Below are 15,205 nucleotides of genomic sequence, written 5' to 3' on the forward strand. Positions count from 1 at the left end.
GTATCGTATACCAGCTCTCCTTTTCTTGTCTGTAGAAAGATAGGGGTGAAAGCATGGTCGAATTTCGCAGAAAAACTCCCGAAGAATTTTTACAATCGATTTATGAAGTGAAACGAGGAAGGCTGAAAATTATTCTCGGGGCGGTTTCTGGATCGGGAAAGACCTATCATATGTTATTGGATGGGAATGTATTGAAGAAGAGATCGATTGATGTTGTGATTGGAATAATCAGTCCATCCAATCGTCCTAAAACAAATGAACAAATCGGGGATTTGGAGACGATTCGACCAATTGAATGGGTGGAGAACGGAATAGTTAAACAGGATTTAGATATTGAAGCCATTAAAGAAAGGAATCCAGAAGTTGTTCTTGTTGATATCTTGTCACATCGCAATCGCTTAGATGCACCGCATAAGACAAGACTTGAAGATGTAATAGAGCTAATGAACCACAATATTAGTGTAATTACAACGATGAACATTTACGAATTAAATGGAGTTAGAGAGATTGTTGAAAAACTGTTAGGCATTAAAGTACAGGTGGATCATTGTGTACCGAATGACACCCTTGCGATGGCAGATGAGGTTAAGCTTTTGGATGTAACACCTGACCAAATTCTTAATCGTTTACAGGATGGCAACATAGACCGGGTATTAGAAGAGAAATTGTTTAAACGAGCAAATTTGGCAGTATTACGCGAGCTTGCCTTACGCCATTTAGCAGGTGAAGTAAATGACGAACTGGATGAATATCGAGAACAGCAAGGGCTGATAGGACCATCCGGAGCATCGGAGAGAATTCTTGTTACCGTTCAATATCACTGGAATGGCTCAATTTTAGTACGTAGAGGACAACAAGTTGCAAAACGTTTGGGTGGTGAGCTATTAGTCGTATGTTTCCTTTCACCGGATAGAAAGCTTTCAAAGGAAGAGCAAACTTTTAGAAGGTCCATTAAAAAGTTAGTTCATAAAGTTGGAGGTAAATTTGAAGAATTTTCTATTACTCGAACGGATGCAGCCGAGGAAATCGTCACCTATGCAACTGACAAGAAAATCACCAAAATTGTAATAGGCCATTCTAAAAGAAGCCGCCTGGAAGAAATCATAAACGGCTCGGTCATTAATAAAATTCTGCGAAGTACGCAAAACATAGATATCTTGGTTGTAGCTGACCGAACAGATAAAAGTGGAAAAAGAGTAATACCTGCTAAGTTGGGAGACGACAATAAAATCAATCCATACCGTCGCTTATCAAATCGAGAAGTGGAAGAGCGGATTGGAAAAATGAAGCGTGGACAATTAAAGGTATATATTGGGGCAGCTCCAGGTGTCGGGAAGACGTATACGATGCTGCGTGAGGCTAACGAGTTGAAGAAAAACGGAATAGATGTCGTAATTGGTTTGCTTGAAACACATGGTAGGAAAGAAACACTTGATCAAGTCGGAAGCTTGGAAATGATGCCACGAATGAAAATTAACTATAAAAATGTTGTGATTGAAGAAATGGATGTAGATGCCATTATAAAGAGAAATCCCGAGGTGGTACTAGTTGATGAATTGGCTCATACCAACGTACCAGGCAGCAATCATAAAAAACGTTATGAAGATGTTGAAGAGATTATAAAATCAGGGATTTCGGTCATCTCAACCATGAACATTCAGCATTTAGAAAGTTTAAATGACAGTATTGAACAAATTACAGGAGTGCGGGTACGGGAAACAGTACCCGATCAAGTTCTCCGAATGGCAGATGAGATTGAGCTTATTGATATTTCTCCAAAGGAGTTGCAGCAACGTATGCTGGAGGGGAATATATACGCAAAGGAAAAAGTAGAACAGGCACTGAATCATTTTTTTAAAACGTATAATTTAATCGCATTAAGAGAACTCGCCCTTCGTGAAGTCGCTGATGATGTTGATGAGAGACTAGAATTATTGGAACGTAACCGTACTCTAAGAGGACCGTGGCGAAAACAAGAGGTCATCTTTGTTTGTGTAAATTTACGCGGGAACAGTGAGCGTTTAATTCGACGTGGTTTTCGAACTGCTTATCGGTTGAAGGCTAACTGGTATGTGGGTTATGTAAGGGAGCATTCTGTTCTAACAGACGAAGAACAGTCCAAAATGAAGAACTTGCAGTTTTTAACCGAAAGACTGGGTGGGATTTTTGAAATATACGAAACATCCCACCGAAGAAAAGTTGTTGAAGAATTGGGAGAACGATTAAATGACAAAGAGGCAACCCAAGTGTTTATCGGACAATCGACACGGACACGATTGGAAGAGATCATAAGAGGTTCGGTTGTCCAAAAGCTATTGCGTTTAGTCCGTCATTTAGATGTATTAATTATTGCAGATCAAAAACCTGATAAAAAGAAGGGACTAAGTTAACCGCTAAATTTAGAACAGCATATAAACTAATCAGTCGGGCATTCTAAAGCAGAGCAGGAAGTATATGATGAATAACTGATGAGGGGGTAAGCGGTGAATATAGCCTTTTTTCTAATCCCAAAAAGAGAAGTAGCCTTCGTTAAATATGAGTCCACGATGAGACAAGCGTTGGAAAAAATGGAGTTTCACAAGTACTCTGCAGTTCCCATTATCGATAACCATGGAAGATATGTTGGCACCTTAACAGAGGGGGACTTACTCTGGAAAATGAAAAACACCCCTGACTTATCATTCGAAAACACCCATAAAACGAAACTGAAAGACATAAAACCAAAGCGTTATAATGAACCGATTCATATTGATGCTGATATGGAAAGTATTCTTTTAAGGGCAATGGAGCAGAATTTTGTCCCTGTTATTGATGACGCGGGCATTTTTATTGGAATTATTAGAAGAAGAGAAATCATAGAATACTGTGCTAAGGGGATTTTCGAGAAAAAAGCATAAAATTAATAGTAATAGTGTACTGTTTAACTTTTATTACCTTTCGCAAGGAATTATTTTATTACCTTTCGCAAGGAATTATTTTATTACCATACAATAAGAGAGTCAAAAGTTAATGTTCAGTATAATCAGCAGTCACATAAGCTTTCTAACACGACTGCCTTGATTATAAGGTAATCTTTTAGAATTGACGGTTTAACAGCCCTATATTCTATAAAAAGTTCATACATACATAAAAAGGTGAATTTAAAAGATTGTTTCCTGTAAAAAAGGGAGCAGTCTTTTTTTATCAATAAGATGTAGTCGGTGTTTCTCGAGGTAAATAATAATTCGGTAATTTCTGAAAAAATAGATTGACAAAAGTAGGAAAAGAAATTATATTTAACTACGTATTGATAATCATTATCAATTAAATTGGGCTATATATCCTTTTAAGGAGGTTTACTATGAATCGCCTCTATACAGATCGTTTGAACATTGGGTACGGGGAAGAATTAATTGTAAAGGATCTCAGTGTAGAAATACCTGACCGGAAAATAACGACAATCATTGGCTCTAATGGGTGTGGGAAATCAACTTTATTGAAAGCCATTACACGCATTATATCTCATCAATCAGGCGACGTCGTTTTGGATGGGAAAAGTATCTTAAGTAATAATACAAAGATTCTTGCACAAAAAATGGCCATCCTTCCTCAGTCACCAGAAAGTGCAAGCGGACTTACAGTAGGTGAACTAGTTTCCTATGGAAGGTTTCCTTATCAAAAGGGATTTGGTCGTTTAACTAAAAAAGATTATGAGGTAATTGACTGGGCACTTGAGGTTACTGGAACGATAGATTACAAGTTTCGTCCGGTAGATGCCCTATCAGGCGGTCAGCGCCAACGTGTTTGGATTGCCATGGCACTAGCCCAGGAGACAGAAATCATCTTTCTCGACGAGCCAACCACCTATTTAGACATGGCTCATCAGTTAGAGGTCTTAGAGCTTTTACAAAAACTGAATCAAGAACAAGCACGTACCATTGTGATGGTCTTGCATGATTTAAACCAGGCAGCACGTTTTGCTGATTATATGATTGCCTTAAAAGATGGCCGAGTTGTAAAAGCCGGGTCCTGCGAGGAAGTGATTACTCCCGCTGTACTCAGAAAAGTATTCCATATTGATGCCCAAATAGGGAGAGATCCACGAACAAATAAACCAATGTGCCTTACTTATAACTTATTAAAAGGAGAACCCAAACATGAAAAAATGGATATTCCCGTTTATGCTGCTCTCAGTGTTAATTATTAGTGCATGCAGCAATAGTTCATCTACAGAGAAGGAAAATGATACAAAAAAAGAAGAAGCGCCAAAAACATTTACATATGAATCAGAAACAGGGCCAGTCGAAGTACCAACAGATCCGCAGCGTGTTGTCATGCTATCAGGATTCACTGGGAACGTGATTGAACTGGATGTGAATTTAGTTGGTGTTGACGTTTGGTCTAAAACAAACCCTACCTTTGAAAAGGAATTAAAGGATGTTGCCGAAGTTTCAGAGGATAATCTAGAAAAAATCATTGAATTGAATCCTGATCTCATTATTGCGTTATCTACTGTTAAAAACGTTGATAAATTAAAGGAGATTGCTCCTACTGTAACCTATACTTGGGGCAAATTGGATTACTTAGCTCAGCATGTGGAAATTGGAAAACTATTAGGTAAAGAGAAAGAAGCAGAGGACTGGGTTGATGACTTCCAAACACGTGCTGCGGAAGCCGGAGAAGAGATTCGCGCCAAAATCGGTGAGGATGCTACAGTATCTGTAATAGAAGCTTTTGATAAAAATTTATATGTATACGGTGATAATTGGGCACGCGGAACAGAAATCCTTTACCAAGCTATGAAATTGAAAATGCCTGATAAAGTAAAAGAGATGACATCTAAGGATGGATACTATACTCTTTCTACGGAAGTACTCTCTGAATACGCAGGAGATTATGTGATTTTAAGTAAATACGCAGCTGCTGATGTATCATTCCAGGAAACTGAAACCTATAAAAATATACCTGCCGTTAAAAATGGACATGTATATGAAATGGAAGGAGACGGTGCTTCCTTTAGTGACCCAGTTACATTAGAGAAGCATTTAGCTTTTTTCAAGAAATCATTTCTTGGTGAATAATTTTCGGGTGGAGGGATTCTAATTGGAATCCCTTTTCCCCTATTCTGACGAAAGAGAAGATGAGTAACTGATGACAAAAGAAATGAAACGTTCTGTCCCCTTTGTCTATAAAATGATTGCCAGTTTGCTTGTTCTTGCTGGGATGTTTGTGGCGGCCATGGTTTTTGGTGCTGCAGATACGACTGTCAAAGATGTATGGCTCGCTCTTACCTCTAACGTGAAAACGGATGAAACTCTTGTTCTGCGAGAGATTCGTTTTCCAAGAGAAGTTGCAGCCATTTTTGTAGGAGCAGCTTTAGCTGTTGCCGGCGCTATTATGCAAGGGTTGACGAGAAATCCGCTTGCTGATCCAGGTTTACTAGGATTGACTGCCGGCGCAAATGCGGCGCTGGCAATTACGCTGGTTGTTTTCCCATCTATTAATTATTTTGGGTTGATGATTGGCTGTTTTATTGGAGCAGCTGTTGGTACAATCATGGTATTTAGTATGGGGTTTATGAAAAAAGGAGGGTTTTCTCCGCTTCGAATCGTATTAGCAGGTGCTGCTGTATCTGCTTTCCTTTATGCGGTTGCGGATGGGGTAAGTATTTACTTTAAGGTATCTAAAAATGTTTCAGCATGGACTTCAGGAGGGTTAGTTGGAACTAGTTGGGACCAGCTCCAGATCATTGTTCCTTTTATTATAGTTGGCATTCTAGTGGCGCTCATTTTAGCAAGACAGCTGACGATTCTTAGTTTAAATGAAGAAGTTGCTGTTGGCTTGGGGCAAAACACGGCACAAGTAAAATTCATCCTTTATGTTGTCATTATCCTTCTGGCGGGTGCATCTGTTGCCCTTGTCGGGAATATGACCTTTATTGGCTTAATGATCCCGCATATTGTACGGGCCATCGTCGGAACGGATTACCGATTTATTATCCCAATGTCTGCCATTGCAGGAGCTGTTTTTATGCTTTTTGCGGATACGCTTGGACGGACCATAAATGCACCATTTGAAACTCCGGTAGCAGCTATTGTAGCTACAATAGGGTTGCCATTTTTCTTGATAATTGTTCGTAAAGGAGGGAAAGCATTCTCATGATTCATCCTTCTTTACTAAAAAAACAACGACTATTTCTTGTTGTTTTATTGACTCTCATTATTGCTACAGCGGTTGTCAGCATGGGGATGGGAGCAGCTGCTTTATCTTATGACCGGCTCATTCCAACACTACTTGGAGAGGGCACGTTTAAAGAAGAGTTTGTTTTATTTTCGATTCGTTTACCAAGAATACTGATTACAGTGTTGGCTGGAATGGCGCTTGCATTATCGGGTGCTATTTTACAAGGTATTACACGGAATGATTTAGCGGATCCTGGCATTATTGGGATTAATTCTGGAGCGGGTGTGGCTGTAGCTATCTTCTTTCTATTTTTTTCGATTGAACCAGGTTCATTTGTTTATATGCTGCCTCTTGTCGCGTTTTTCGGTGCGATCCTCACCGTATGTTTCATCTATTTATTTTCATATACGAAAAACTCAGGGTTGGAGCCGGTAAGGCTCGTGTTAGTAGGCATAGGTTTTTCGATGGCCCTCTCCGGTGCCATGATTGTCCTTATTTCATCGGCAGAACGAGAAAAAGTAGATTTTATTGCTCAATGGTTAGCAGGGAATATATGGGGAACAGATTGGCCTTTTATTTGGGCGTTGCTCCCTTGGTTAGTCATCCTTATTCCGTTTACTTTATTCAAAGCCAATCGTTTAAACCTTCTCGGGATTAGTGAACCTGCAGCTATTAGTGTAGGTGTGTCGATTGAGAAGGAAAGAATCATTTTACTGATCACAGCTGTTGCCCTGGCTGCCTCCGCTGTCTCGGTTACAGGGGGGATCTCCTTCATCGGTTTAATGGCACCGCATATAGCCAAAACTCTAGTAGGACCACGAAACCAATTATTTATCCCACTTGCCATTTTGATTGGGGGATGGTTATTATTATTCGCTGATACAATCGGCCGAAATCTAATTGAGCCTAACGGACTCCCGGCAGGTATTATGGTTGCCCTTATCGGTGCCCCTTATTTTATGTATTTATTATTGAAAAAATAAGCGAATATCCCTTGGGAATCTGCTTATTATCAAAGGTTTCTACTGTTTTGTTATCGGGATGGAAATGATAGCGTTCATTAACTGTGTGTAAATATTAATTCAGAAAATAAAGCTACTGTTCCCTGTAGCAAAAAGAATCAAGAATGCTAATTAACGGCATTCTTGCTTCTTTTTATTTGGTTATTCCAAATGCCCTTTTCCTCTACTAACTGGATGTTTAACTCGTCAGAAGAACTGGTAGGATGTAAAGCAAATGAACATTTACTCTCATTACTGTTTTAATTACGGAAGTTGATTCAGAAACGATCATTATGATGTCTAAAAATAGATGTGTTGTTGTGCCTTTAGTGAATATATGTAAAATTGATACAATGATTTAGTTTCAAAAAAGGGATGGCTATTGTCATCCTCATTTTAGGTGGGGATATTGATAAAAGTCTAAATAAAGCCGATAAAATTACGTATTTACCAGCTTTATGTATGGTTAAATGTTAAATTCCAGAATAGATTCTGTATTAAATTCCAAGCTCTTCTTTTAATAATAATTCGTTCCGTTCTTTGAATACTTCATTATGTGATGAGACCATTGCAGTATCGTATGCTGAAGGTTCAATAAAAACTTTGGCACTGTTGACAGCATTGAGAGCATCCTGGAAGGCACCGACCAATAAATTTACTTTTCCTTCGTAAGATATAATATCCCCGGCTGCAAAGATTCCTTCTGTGGAAAGAACGCCTTTGGGTGTACCGATATAATAGTAATCATCCTTCATCTCCGGCTGCAAGCCATCTTCAAATTCGAGAGAAGCTTCGCGATTATAGCCATGATTAATTAAAACTTCATCAACAGCAATCGCTCTATTATCACCATTAATCTCTAAAATCACTTGATCAATCGCATGGTTTTCCTTATTTGCTACTAAAGAAGTAATGGTAGCATTGAGGATGATTTCTACATGGTTCTCCTGCAAGTTTTTGATTTGAGCCTCGTGTGCAGTCAGTTCATCTTTACGGTAAATAACCGTCACACTCTCTGCGACATGCAGTAATTCTGCAGCCCAATCAATAGCAGCATTTCCTCCACCGGAAATTAAGACATGCTTATCCTTAAAACGCTCTATTCGCTGAACGGTGTAGTGTAAATTAGTAAGCTCGTACTTTGATGCACCTTCTATATCCAGCTTTTGTGGAGAGATAATTCCTCCGCCATTTGCCATAATAACGGTTTTTGATATATGCTTCTCGCCATTATCTGTTATAAGAGTAAATAATCCATTTTCTTTAGTAATATATTCAACTTTAGTATTCAAACATACGGTAGGTTCAAAGGTTAATCCTTGTGATATCAAATCCTTAACGAATTCCTCCCCACGCATAGGACGCAATCCCCCGACATCCCAAATCATCTTTTCAGGATAGATATTAACTTTTCCTCCCAGCATTGTCTGAGATTCAATAATCTTTGTTTTCATGGTTCGTAAACCGCTGTAAAACGCACTGTACAAACCCGCTGGTCCTCCGCCAACAATCGTTACATCATAAATATCCGGCATTAAAAACCCTCCTTTATTACAAAAGATGGAACTAGTAGTTAAGTACATTATATTGATAATAATTCTCATTATCAATGAGAATTTATAATTTGATCAAGCCATAGATGTACGACAGGGAAGTTAGAGGAGTAGGAAAGCAGCTATTCAATGGCTGTCCTACACCTATGCCAGAAGATAGAATCCTAAAATTAATAAACATTTTTCCTCACATGTAAATCACATAATGAATAATGATTCATTATGTGATAATATTTAACGAATAATCGCGGTAAGGAGGAGTGGGATGATAGCTAAAAAGAGCTTTACAACAGAGATGGTAAATGGAGTGCAGACGGGGAATGGAACCATTTCGTTACTTAATGTACATATGAATGTGTATGTTTTTTGTGTGGATGGAGTTTTAATTGATACGGGTGCTCAATCAATTGAAAAGGAATTTTGGCCATTTTTTAATGATTTGGAGATAGATCAGGTTGTTGTAACACATTATCATGAAGACCATACAGGTTGTGCAGCTTTTTTACAGCAGAAGTATCAAGTACCCATTCTTATGAATAAGATGATGATTGATTATTGCCGCAAAAAAGCAGATTATCCATTGTATCGCAAACTTTTTTGGGGTAGACGAAAACCATTTGAGGGTACGGAAATCGGTAAAACATTTGCCTCTCGTCATGCTATATGGGACGTGATTGAGACTCCAGGCCATTCAAAGGATCACCTATCTTTTTTAAATCGGCAAACCGGACAGTTGTTTACAGGGGATTTATATTGTCAGCCTCGGACAAAGGTTGTGTTACGGGAGGAAAGTGTACCGGCTATCATTCATTCATTAAAGCATGTCTTAACCTATGATTTTGAAGAGGTGTATTGCTGTCACTCAGGCTTTTTAAAGAAAGGGCGTATCGCATTACAAAGAAAACTGGATTATTTGTTGGAGATTCAGGAAAAAGTGATTACACAGTATAAAGAGGGGAAAACACCATATCAAATCAAAGAATCCCTGTTCCCAAGAAACTATCCTATTACGAAATTTTCACAAGGAGAATGGGATTCCATTCATATTATAAATTCGGTTCTTTTAAAGTATGATGAAGAAAATATCGCTTTAAAATAAAGTAATTTAACATAGATAAATCTTGGGTCTTGAGCATAGTTCCACAGATTCGGATTTTTTAATGTAAGTCCTCTATAGGATATGATGTATTGCCCTGCCATCAACTATTTGAAACCCAGAGTCATTAATAGGTGGTAAATTACAGGTTAAATACCAATATCACGATTAAAAGGTTAGTGGAAGGGTAAAATACCTATAAAATCCAAAGAGGTGATTTCATGTCAAATGTTCAAAATGAGAACAAACAAGAGTTGGAGAAATTAAGAGAGTTAATTAAAGATGTAGATACTGCAATGCTCACCACACAGACTAGTGAAGGATTGATTTCTCGTCCAATGAAAACTCAGGAAGTCGAATTTGATGGGGATCTATGGTTTTTTACAAAGAAAGAAACAGATAAATATAAAGAGGTGCTGGAACGTCCGGAAGTCAATGTAGCGTATGCCGGTAGATCCTATGTTTCTATTCGAGGTAAAGCTGAAATTGTAAATGACATTAACAAGAAAAAAGAACTCTGGAATGCAGCCTATGAAAAGCTACTGGAAACAAGTGTGGATGACCCAAATATCATTTTAATTAAGGTAGAAGCAGAAGCAGCAGAATATTGGGAAACCGGAAATCTCACTAAAAACATTGTTAATTTATATAAGAAGCTAACAAAGAATGAATCAGATACAGAGAATATAAATGAAACAATTGAATTAAAATAGAAAATACTAAATATTGCATAGAAAAAGGGCATGCCTAAAGTAGGTATGCCCTTTTTCTATACCTTTTTTCTTGGATAATTGTAAAGGAATCTTAAAGGCGATGTTCGTTATTTTATTAGATTGCTGTTCAACAATATGCACTTTAATTCAGGTACTTTCACTCATTAATAGCTCATCTTATATCATTCAGAGTGAACATTCTGTGAATTTAGTAGTATAGAAATTTCATAAAATTTATTCATTTTTTATCAAATGACTAGACATTTAAATCTAACTGTCTATAATAGTAAATGTAAGCGGTTTTACCATATTACTATAAAGGGAGTTTTAAATATGAGAAAAATTTTATTAGCTTGCAGTTCAGGTATGTCAACTAGTTTACTGGTTACTAAAATGGAGCAGCATGCCAAATCAATTGGTGAGGATGCAAAAATTTGGGCAGTAGGTCAGGATAAGGCAAAAGCTGAAATGGCAGATGCAGACGTCGTATTAATTGGCCCTCAAATGAGTTTCCTTAAAGCTGACCTGCAAAAAGAAGCAGACAAACATGGCATTAGAGTGGATGTAATCGATATGATGGCGTATGGAATGGCAGATGGTAAAAAAGCATATGAACAAGCGATTTCCCTTATAGGTGATAAGTAATGGAAAAATTGCAAATTGAACAACTAACAGAAGAACAGGTTAGCTTTCAGCTTATCTTACACAGCGGTAATGCAAGGAGTAAGATTATTCAGTCGTTAAGGGTTTACCGGGAAGGTAATGTTGAAGAAGCGGATGACTTATTAAAGCAGGCTGAGGCAGATCTTAGTATCTCTCATGATATTCATTTCCAAATGGTCCAAAAGGAAGCATCAGGAGAAAAAACGAAATTCTCTATGCTGTTAATGCATGCGGAAGATCATTTGATGTCTACTTTAACGATGAAAGAGTTAGTAAAAGAAATACTGGAAATTTTTAAGGCTAAAGGCTAAAAAGTTTTAGGTTATTACTATTATTCCTAAATTGAGGGGGAAGACCCGTGTTTGAAAAAATTAGTCAATTTCTTATGCCAATCGCAGGTAAACTGAATAACAACCGGTACTTAGGTGTCCTACGTGACGCTTTTATGTTAGCGTTTCCACTGACCGTGTTCGGTTCCATCGTAGTCGTTCTATTAAACCTACCATTCTTGGATTCATTTTTAAGTGACGGCACGATTACAACACTCCGCGATACTTTTGGTGTGGCAAGCAGTGCAACCATGAATATTATGTCTGTGTTTGTTGTATTCGGTATCGGATATTATCTATCAAAAAGCTATGATGTTGAGGCTGTATTTGGAGGAGTAGTTGCTCTTGCATCCTTTTTATTCCTGACTCCGTTTGTGGTTGAAACACAAGGGGGAGAAACAATTACAGGCGTTCTCTCACTAGATCGTCTTGGAGCAAAAGGAATGTTCCTTGGTATGATTTCTGCTTTTGTAGCAGGTGAAATTTACCGAAAAGCTGTTCAAAAAGATATTACGATTAAAATGCCAGCAGGTGTACCACCGGCAGTAGCCAAATCTTTTGCGGCATTGATTCCAGCACTTATTACATTAACTTTCTTCCTAGCGATACAAGGAATCGTAACTTTAGCATTTAATACAAATCTTCATGATGTTATTTATAAGATTATTCAAGAACCACTTACTGGCTTAGGCAGTGGCATTATTCCAACCCTAGTTGTTGTATTCTTTATTCAAATCCTTTGGTTCTTTGGGCTCCACGGTCAAATTATCATGAACTCCGTCATGGATCCTATCTGGAATACATTGGCTTTAGAGAATGTAGCTGCATTTAATGCAGGTAAAGAGTTACCACATATTATTTCGAAGCCATTTATGGATACGTTTACAGTAGGGATGGGCGGAACAGGTATGACCTTGGCAGTAGTATTGGCCATTCTCGTCTTTGTTAAATCCAAACAAATGAAACAGGTAGCTAAATTAGGCGGTTTGCCTGGTGTATTCAATGTCAATGAACCAATTATCTTCGGTCTTCCAATTGTTATGAATCCATTGATCTTAATCCCTTGGGTTCTTGCACCAATGATTGTGACAGCTGTTACCTATTTTGCCATGAGTACTGGTCTTGTACCACCGCCGACAGGCGTAACGGTTCCATGGACTGTACCAATTGGATTCAGCGGATATTTAGCAACTAACTCGATTGCGGGTTCTATTTTACAGCTAGTAAACTTCGCTATTGTATTTGCGATATGGCTTCCATTCCTGAAAGTCATTGACCGCGTTAACGTGAAAAAAGAACAAGAGGCAGAAGCGGAAGCGGCAGCATCTGCACAAAAATAAAAAATATCATTGAATAGAAGACTAGTAGTGAAGGGAGATATCTTTTACTGCTAGTCTCCTTACTCATTAAGCTACACAGACGAATCAACTTTGAGACGAGAGGATGGATTTTTTTGAAAACTACTAACGATCAAATAGACTATCAATTTCCTGAAGGATTCTGGTGGGGGTCAGCTGCTTCTGCTACTCAAACTGAAGGTGCGGCTGATGTAGATGGAAAAGGTAAAAATATTTGGGACCATTGGTATGAAGTTGAGCCAAATCGCTTCTTTAATGGAGTTGGACCTGAAAAGACATCCCAATTTTATTATAAATATAAGGAAGATATCGCATTAATGAAAGAAATTGGGCACAACTCCTTCCGGATGTCTATTTCCTGGTCACGAATGTTTCCGAATGGGACAGGCCAAGTAAATGAAAAAGCAGTAGAATTTTATAACAATGTTATTAATGAACTGATTGCAAATGATATTGAGCCATTTGTTGGGCTATTCCATTTTGATATGCCAATGGCTATGCAGGAGATTGGCGGATGGACAAATCGGAAAGTAGTTGATGCTTATGAACAATATGCAATTACTTGTTTCGAAACATTTGGTGATCGCGTTAAGAAATGGTTTACGCATAACGAGCCGATCGTACCTGTAGAAGGCGGATACCTGTATGATTTCCACTATCCTAATGAAGTGAATTTTCGAAATGCTGTACAAGTCGCATATCATACCATTCTTTCAAATGCCAAAGCAATTGCAGCCTATAAGAAGCTTGGTCTGGATGGAAAAGTTGGGATCGTTTTGAATTTGACCCCATCCTATCCGAGAAGTCAGCATCCAGCAGATGTAAAAGCTTCTGTTATTTGTGACGCATTCTTTAACCGGTCATTCCTTGATCCAACAGTTAAAGGTGAATTCCCTGCAGAGTTGGTTGAAATTCTGAAGGAAAAAGATTTCATGCCAGTCATTGAAGAAGGGGATTTGGAGTTAATTAAGAATAATACAGTATCCTTGCTTGGAGTCAATTACTATCAGCCGCGCCGTGTGAAGGCAAAAGAACATATGCCGAATCCTGATGGTCCATTTATGCCGGATCACTATTTTGATAATTATGTTATGCCTGGACGTAAAATGAATCCTCATCGTGGATGGGAAATCTATGAAAAAGGAATATACGATATTCTAATTAATTTGAAAGATAACTACGGTAATATCGAATGCTTCATTTCTGAAAATGGAATGGGTGTAGAGGGAGAAGAAAAATTCCGTAATGCTGACGGAATGATTGAGGATGATTACCGAATTGATTTTATCAAGGGCCATCTTCAATGGGTTCATGCTGCAATCCAGGAAGGCTCCAATGTAAAAGGATATCATTTATGGACGTTCATGGATAACTGGTCCTGGTCAAATGCCTATAAAAATCGTTATGGTTTTGTTTCCGTAAACTTAGATAAAGATGGTGAAAGAACCATTAAGAAAAGTGGATATTGGTATAAAGAGGTAGCTAAAAATAATGGTTTTTAAGTAAGATAGTTGAAGATAGTCTTGTTTGGCTATCTTCTTCTTTTTATAATGAAAGAGAGAATGTTATAAAAAGACAAGTTTAGAAAAAGAAGGGTGTAGCATGTCCAAGTATATTACTATATCAGATGAAATTAGAGAGCGAATTAAAAGTGGATATTATCCGGTTGATAAAATGATGCCGGATGAGCATAGTTTATGCCGCGAATTTAATTGCAGCAGAATGACAATGAAAAGAGCATTAGATATCTTGGCACAGGGAGGGATGATTTATCGGAAACGTGGCCACGGTACATTTATCATCCAATCTTCTATGCAGAATCACAATGTAAATGTCCTCAGTGATGAGACTGTTGGGTTATCCAATTTAATGAAGGATCGAAAAATAGTCAGCAAAGTAATTGAGTTTAATATCCAGTTCCCCTCTGAAGAAATCGCCAAAAACCTTTCAGTCAGCATGAATACACCTGTTTATCATATTATCCGTTTACGAATAGTGGAGGATGAGCCGTATGTGCTTGAAGAAACGTATATGCCCTCCAACTTGATTCCTGATATCAATGAAGAAGTACTGCATGATTCTATTTATCATCACATTGAAAATAAGTTGAATTTAAAGATAGGTGGAGCTCACAGGAAGATAAGAGCCTCTAAATCTAATGAGTTGGATCAAAAATATCTCCATTGTGGTGAACATGATCCAATACTAGAAGTAGAACAAATTGGTCATCTAGATATTGGTATTCCATTCGAGTATTCGTTTTCCAGGCATCGCTATGACCGTTTTACATTCATATCAGTAGCAGTAAGATAATTATGGGAGGTGCTCAC

Annotated in this window: 14 protein-coding genes; 13 read left to right on the forward strand and 1 reads right to left on the reverse strand. The window is 38.0% G+C overall.

The window, feature by feature from the left end; translation table 11 throughout:
* Positions 1-53: 53 nt before the first annotated feature.
* The 6 genes from AC4G3O_RS16735 (at position 54) to AC4G3O_RS16760 (ending at position 7,145) form a co-directional block, all read left to right on the forward strand.
* Positions 54-2,390 (forward strand): universal stress protein, encoded by a 2,337-nt coding sequence (locus tag AC4G3O_RS16735; RefSeq protein WP_490553682.1) that lies wholly within the window; start codon positions 54-56, stop codon positions 2,388-2,390.
* A 93-nt stretch (positions 2,391-2,483) separates the two neighbouring features.
* A complete protein-coding gene (locus AC4G3O_RS16740; protein WP_066109903.1) occupies positions 2,484-2,897 on the forward strand; it encodes a CBS domain-containing protein in 414 nt (137 codons plus the stop codon).
* Positions 2,898-3,340: 443 nt separating this feature from the next.
* On the forward strand, positions 3,341-4,186 hold the full coding sequence (locus tag AC4G3O_RS16745) for an ABC transporter ATP-binding protein (protein ID WP_066109900.1): 846 nt from the start codon (positions 3,341-3,343) through the stop codon (positions 4,184-4,186).
* On the forward strand, positions 4,137-5,060 hold the full coding sequence (locus AC4G3O_RS16750) for an iron-hydroxamate ABC transporter substrate-binding protein (RefSeq protein ID WP_066109895.1): 924 nt from the start codon (positions 4,137-4,139) through the stop codon (positions 5,058-5,060). The genes AC4G3O_RS16745 and AC4G3O_RS16750 overlap by 50 nt, the downstream gene beginning before the upstream one ends.
* 70 nt (positions 5,061-5,130) lie before the next feature.
* Positions 5,131-6,141, forward strand: coding sequence for a FecCD family ABC transporter permease (locus tag AC4G3O_RS16755; protein ID WP_140462271.1), 1,011 nt, complete (start codon positions 5,131-5,133; stop codon positions 6,139-6,141).
* The gene (locus AC4G3O_RS16760; RefSeq protein ID WP_491136484.1) at positions 6,138-7,145 is read left to right on the forward strand and encodes a FecCD family ABC transporter permease; all 1,008 of its coding nucleotides are present in this window, start codon (positions 6,138-6,140) and stop codon (positions 7,143-7,145) included. Before AC4G3O_RS16755 ends, AC4G3O_RS16760 begins: the two co-directional genes overlap by 4 nt.
* A 515-nt stretch (positions 7,146-7,660) precedes the next feature.
* On the opposite strand, the gene AC4G3O_RS16765 is transcribed toward AC4G3O_RS16760, so the two are convergent.
* A complete protein-coding gene (locus tag AC4G3O_RS16765; protein WP_140462272.1) occupies positions 7,661-8,698 on the reverse strand; it encodes an NAD(P)/FAD-dependent oxidoreductase in 1,038 nt (345 codons plus the stop codon).
* Between the two features lie 283 nt (positions 8,699-8,981).
* On the opposite strand from AC4G3O_RS16765, the gene AC4G3O_RS16770 reads away from it, so the two are divergent.
* From AC4G3O_RS16770 to AC4G3O_RS16800, 7 genes are all read left to right on the forward strand, one after another.
* Positions 8,982-9,815, forward strand: coding sequence for an MBL fold metallo-hydrolase (locus AC4G3O_RS16770; RefSeq protein ID WP_140462273.1), 834 nt, complete (start codon positions 8,982-8,984; stop codon positions 9,813-9,815).
* 218 nt (positions 9,816-10,033) lie between these two features.
* Positions 10,034-10,525 (forward strand): pyridoxamine 5'-phosphate oxidase family protein, encoded by a 492-nt coding sequence (locus AC4G3O_RS16775; protein WP_140462274.1) that lies wholly within the window; start codon positions 10,034-10,036, stop codon positions 10,523-10,525.
* A gap of 333 nt (positions 10,526-10,858) precedes the next feature.
* Positions 10,859-11,170: a PTS sugar transporter subunit IIB gene (locus AC4G3O_RS16780; protein WP_066109877.1), complete on the forward strand. Its 312-nt coding sequence runs from the start codon at positions 10,859-10,861 to the stop codon at positions 11,168-11,170.
* The gene (locus AC4G3O_RS16785) at positions 11,170-11,499 is read left to right on the forward strand and encodes a PTS sugar transporter subunit IIA (RefSeq protein ID WP_066109874.1); all 330 of its coding nucleotides are present in this window, start codon (positions 11,170-11,172) and stop codon (positions 11,497-11,499) included. Before AC4G3O_RS16780 ends, AC4G3O_RS16785 begins: the two co-directional genes overlap by 1 nt.
* Positions 11,500-11,546: 47 nt before the next feature.
* Positions 11,547-12,857, forward strand: a complete 1,311-nt coding sequence (gene celB / locus AC4G3O_RS16790; RefSeq protein WP_066109871.1) for a PTS cellobiose transporter subunit IIC — start codon at positions 11,547-11,549, stop codon at positions 12,855-12,857.
* A gap of 134 nt (positions 12,858-12,991) precedes the next feature.
* Positions 12,992-14,377, forward strand: coding sequence for a glycoside hydrolase family 1 protein (locus tag AC4G3O_RS16795; protein WP_139063889.1), 1,386 nt, complete (start codon positions 12,992-12,994; stop codon positions 14,375-14,377).
* Positions 14,378-14,477: 100 nt separating this feature from the next.
* On the forward strand, positions 14,478-15,188 hold the full coding sequence (locus AC4G3O_RS16800; RefSeq protein ID WP_066109866.1) for a GntR family transcriptional regulator: 711 nt from the start codon (positions 14,478-14,480) through the stop codon (positions 15,186-15,188).
* The last annotated feature ends 17 nt before the right edge of the window (positions 15,189-15,205 follow it).

This window comes from Bacillus sp. z14 (2026) (assembly GCF_058313575.1).

Bases quoted from the DNA above. Each gene is read 5' to 3' on its own strand.
- AC4G3O_RS16755 (WP_140462271.1), top strand. From the start codon at position 5,131: ATGACAAAAGAAATGAAACGTTCTGTCCCCTTTGTCTATAAAATGATT.
- AC4G3O_RS16775 (WP_140462274.1), top strand. From the start codon at position 10,034: ATGTCAAATGTTCAAAATGAGAACAAACAAGAGTTGGAGAAATTAAGA.
- AC4G3O_RS16780 (WP_066109877.1), top strand. From the start codon at position 10,859: ATGAGAAAAATTTTATTAGCTTGCAGTTCAGGTATGTCAACTAGTTTA.
- AC4G3O_RS16785 (WP_066109874.1), top strand. From the start codon at position 11,170: ATGGAAAAATTGCAAATTGAACAACTAACAGAAGAACAGGTTAGCTTT.
- AC4G3O_RS16745 (WP_066109900.1), top strand. From the start codon at position 3,341: ATGAATCGCCTCTATACAGATCGTTTGAACATTGGGTACGGGGAAGAA.
- AC4G3O_RS16735 (WP_490553682.1), top strand. From the start codon at position 54: ATGGTCGAATTTCGCAGAAAAACTCCCGAAGAATTTTTACAATCGATT.
- AC4G3O_RS16800 (WP_066109866.1), top strand. From the start codon at position 14,478: ATGTCCAAGTATATTACTATATCAGATGAAATTAGAGAGCGAATTAAA.
- AC4G3O_RS16765 (WP_140462272.1), bottom strand. From the start codon at position 8,698: ATGCCGGATATTTATGATGTAACGATTGTTGGCGGAGGACCAGCGGGT.
- AC4G3O_RS16770 (WP_140462273.1), top strand. From the start codon at position 8,982: ATGATAGCTAAAAAGAGCTTTACAACAGAGATGGTAAATGGAGTGCAG.
- AC4G3O_RS16750 (WP_066109895.1), top strand. From the start codon at position 4,137: ATGAAAAAATGGATATTCCCGTTTATGCTGCTCTCAGTGTTAATTATT.
- AC4G3O_RS16760 (WP_491136484.1), top strand. From the start codon at position 6,138: ATGATTCATCCTTCTTTACTAAAAAAACAACGACTATTTCTTGTTGTT.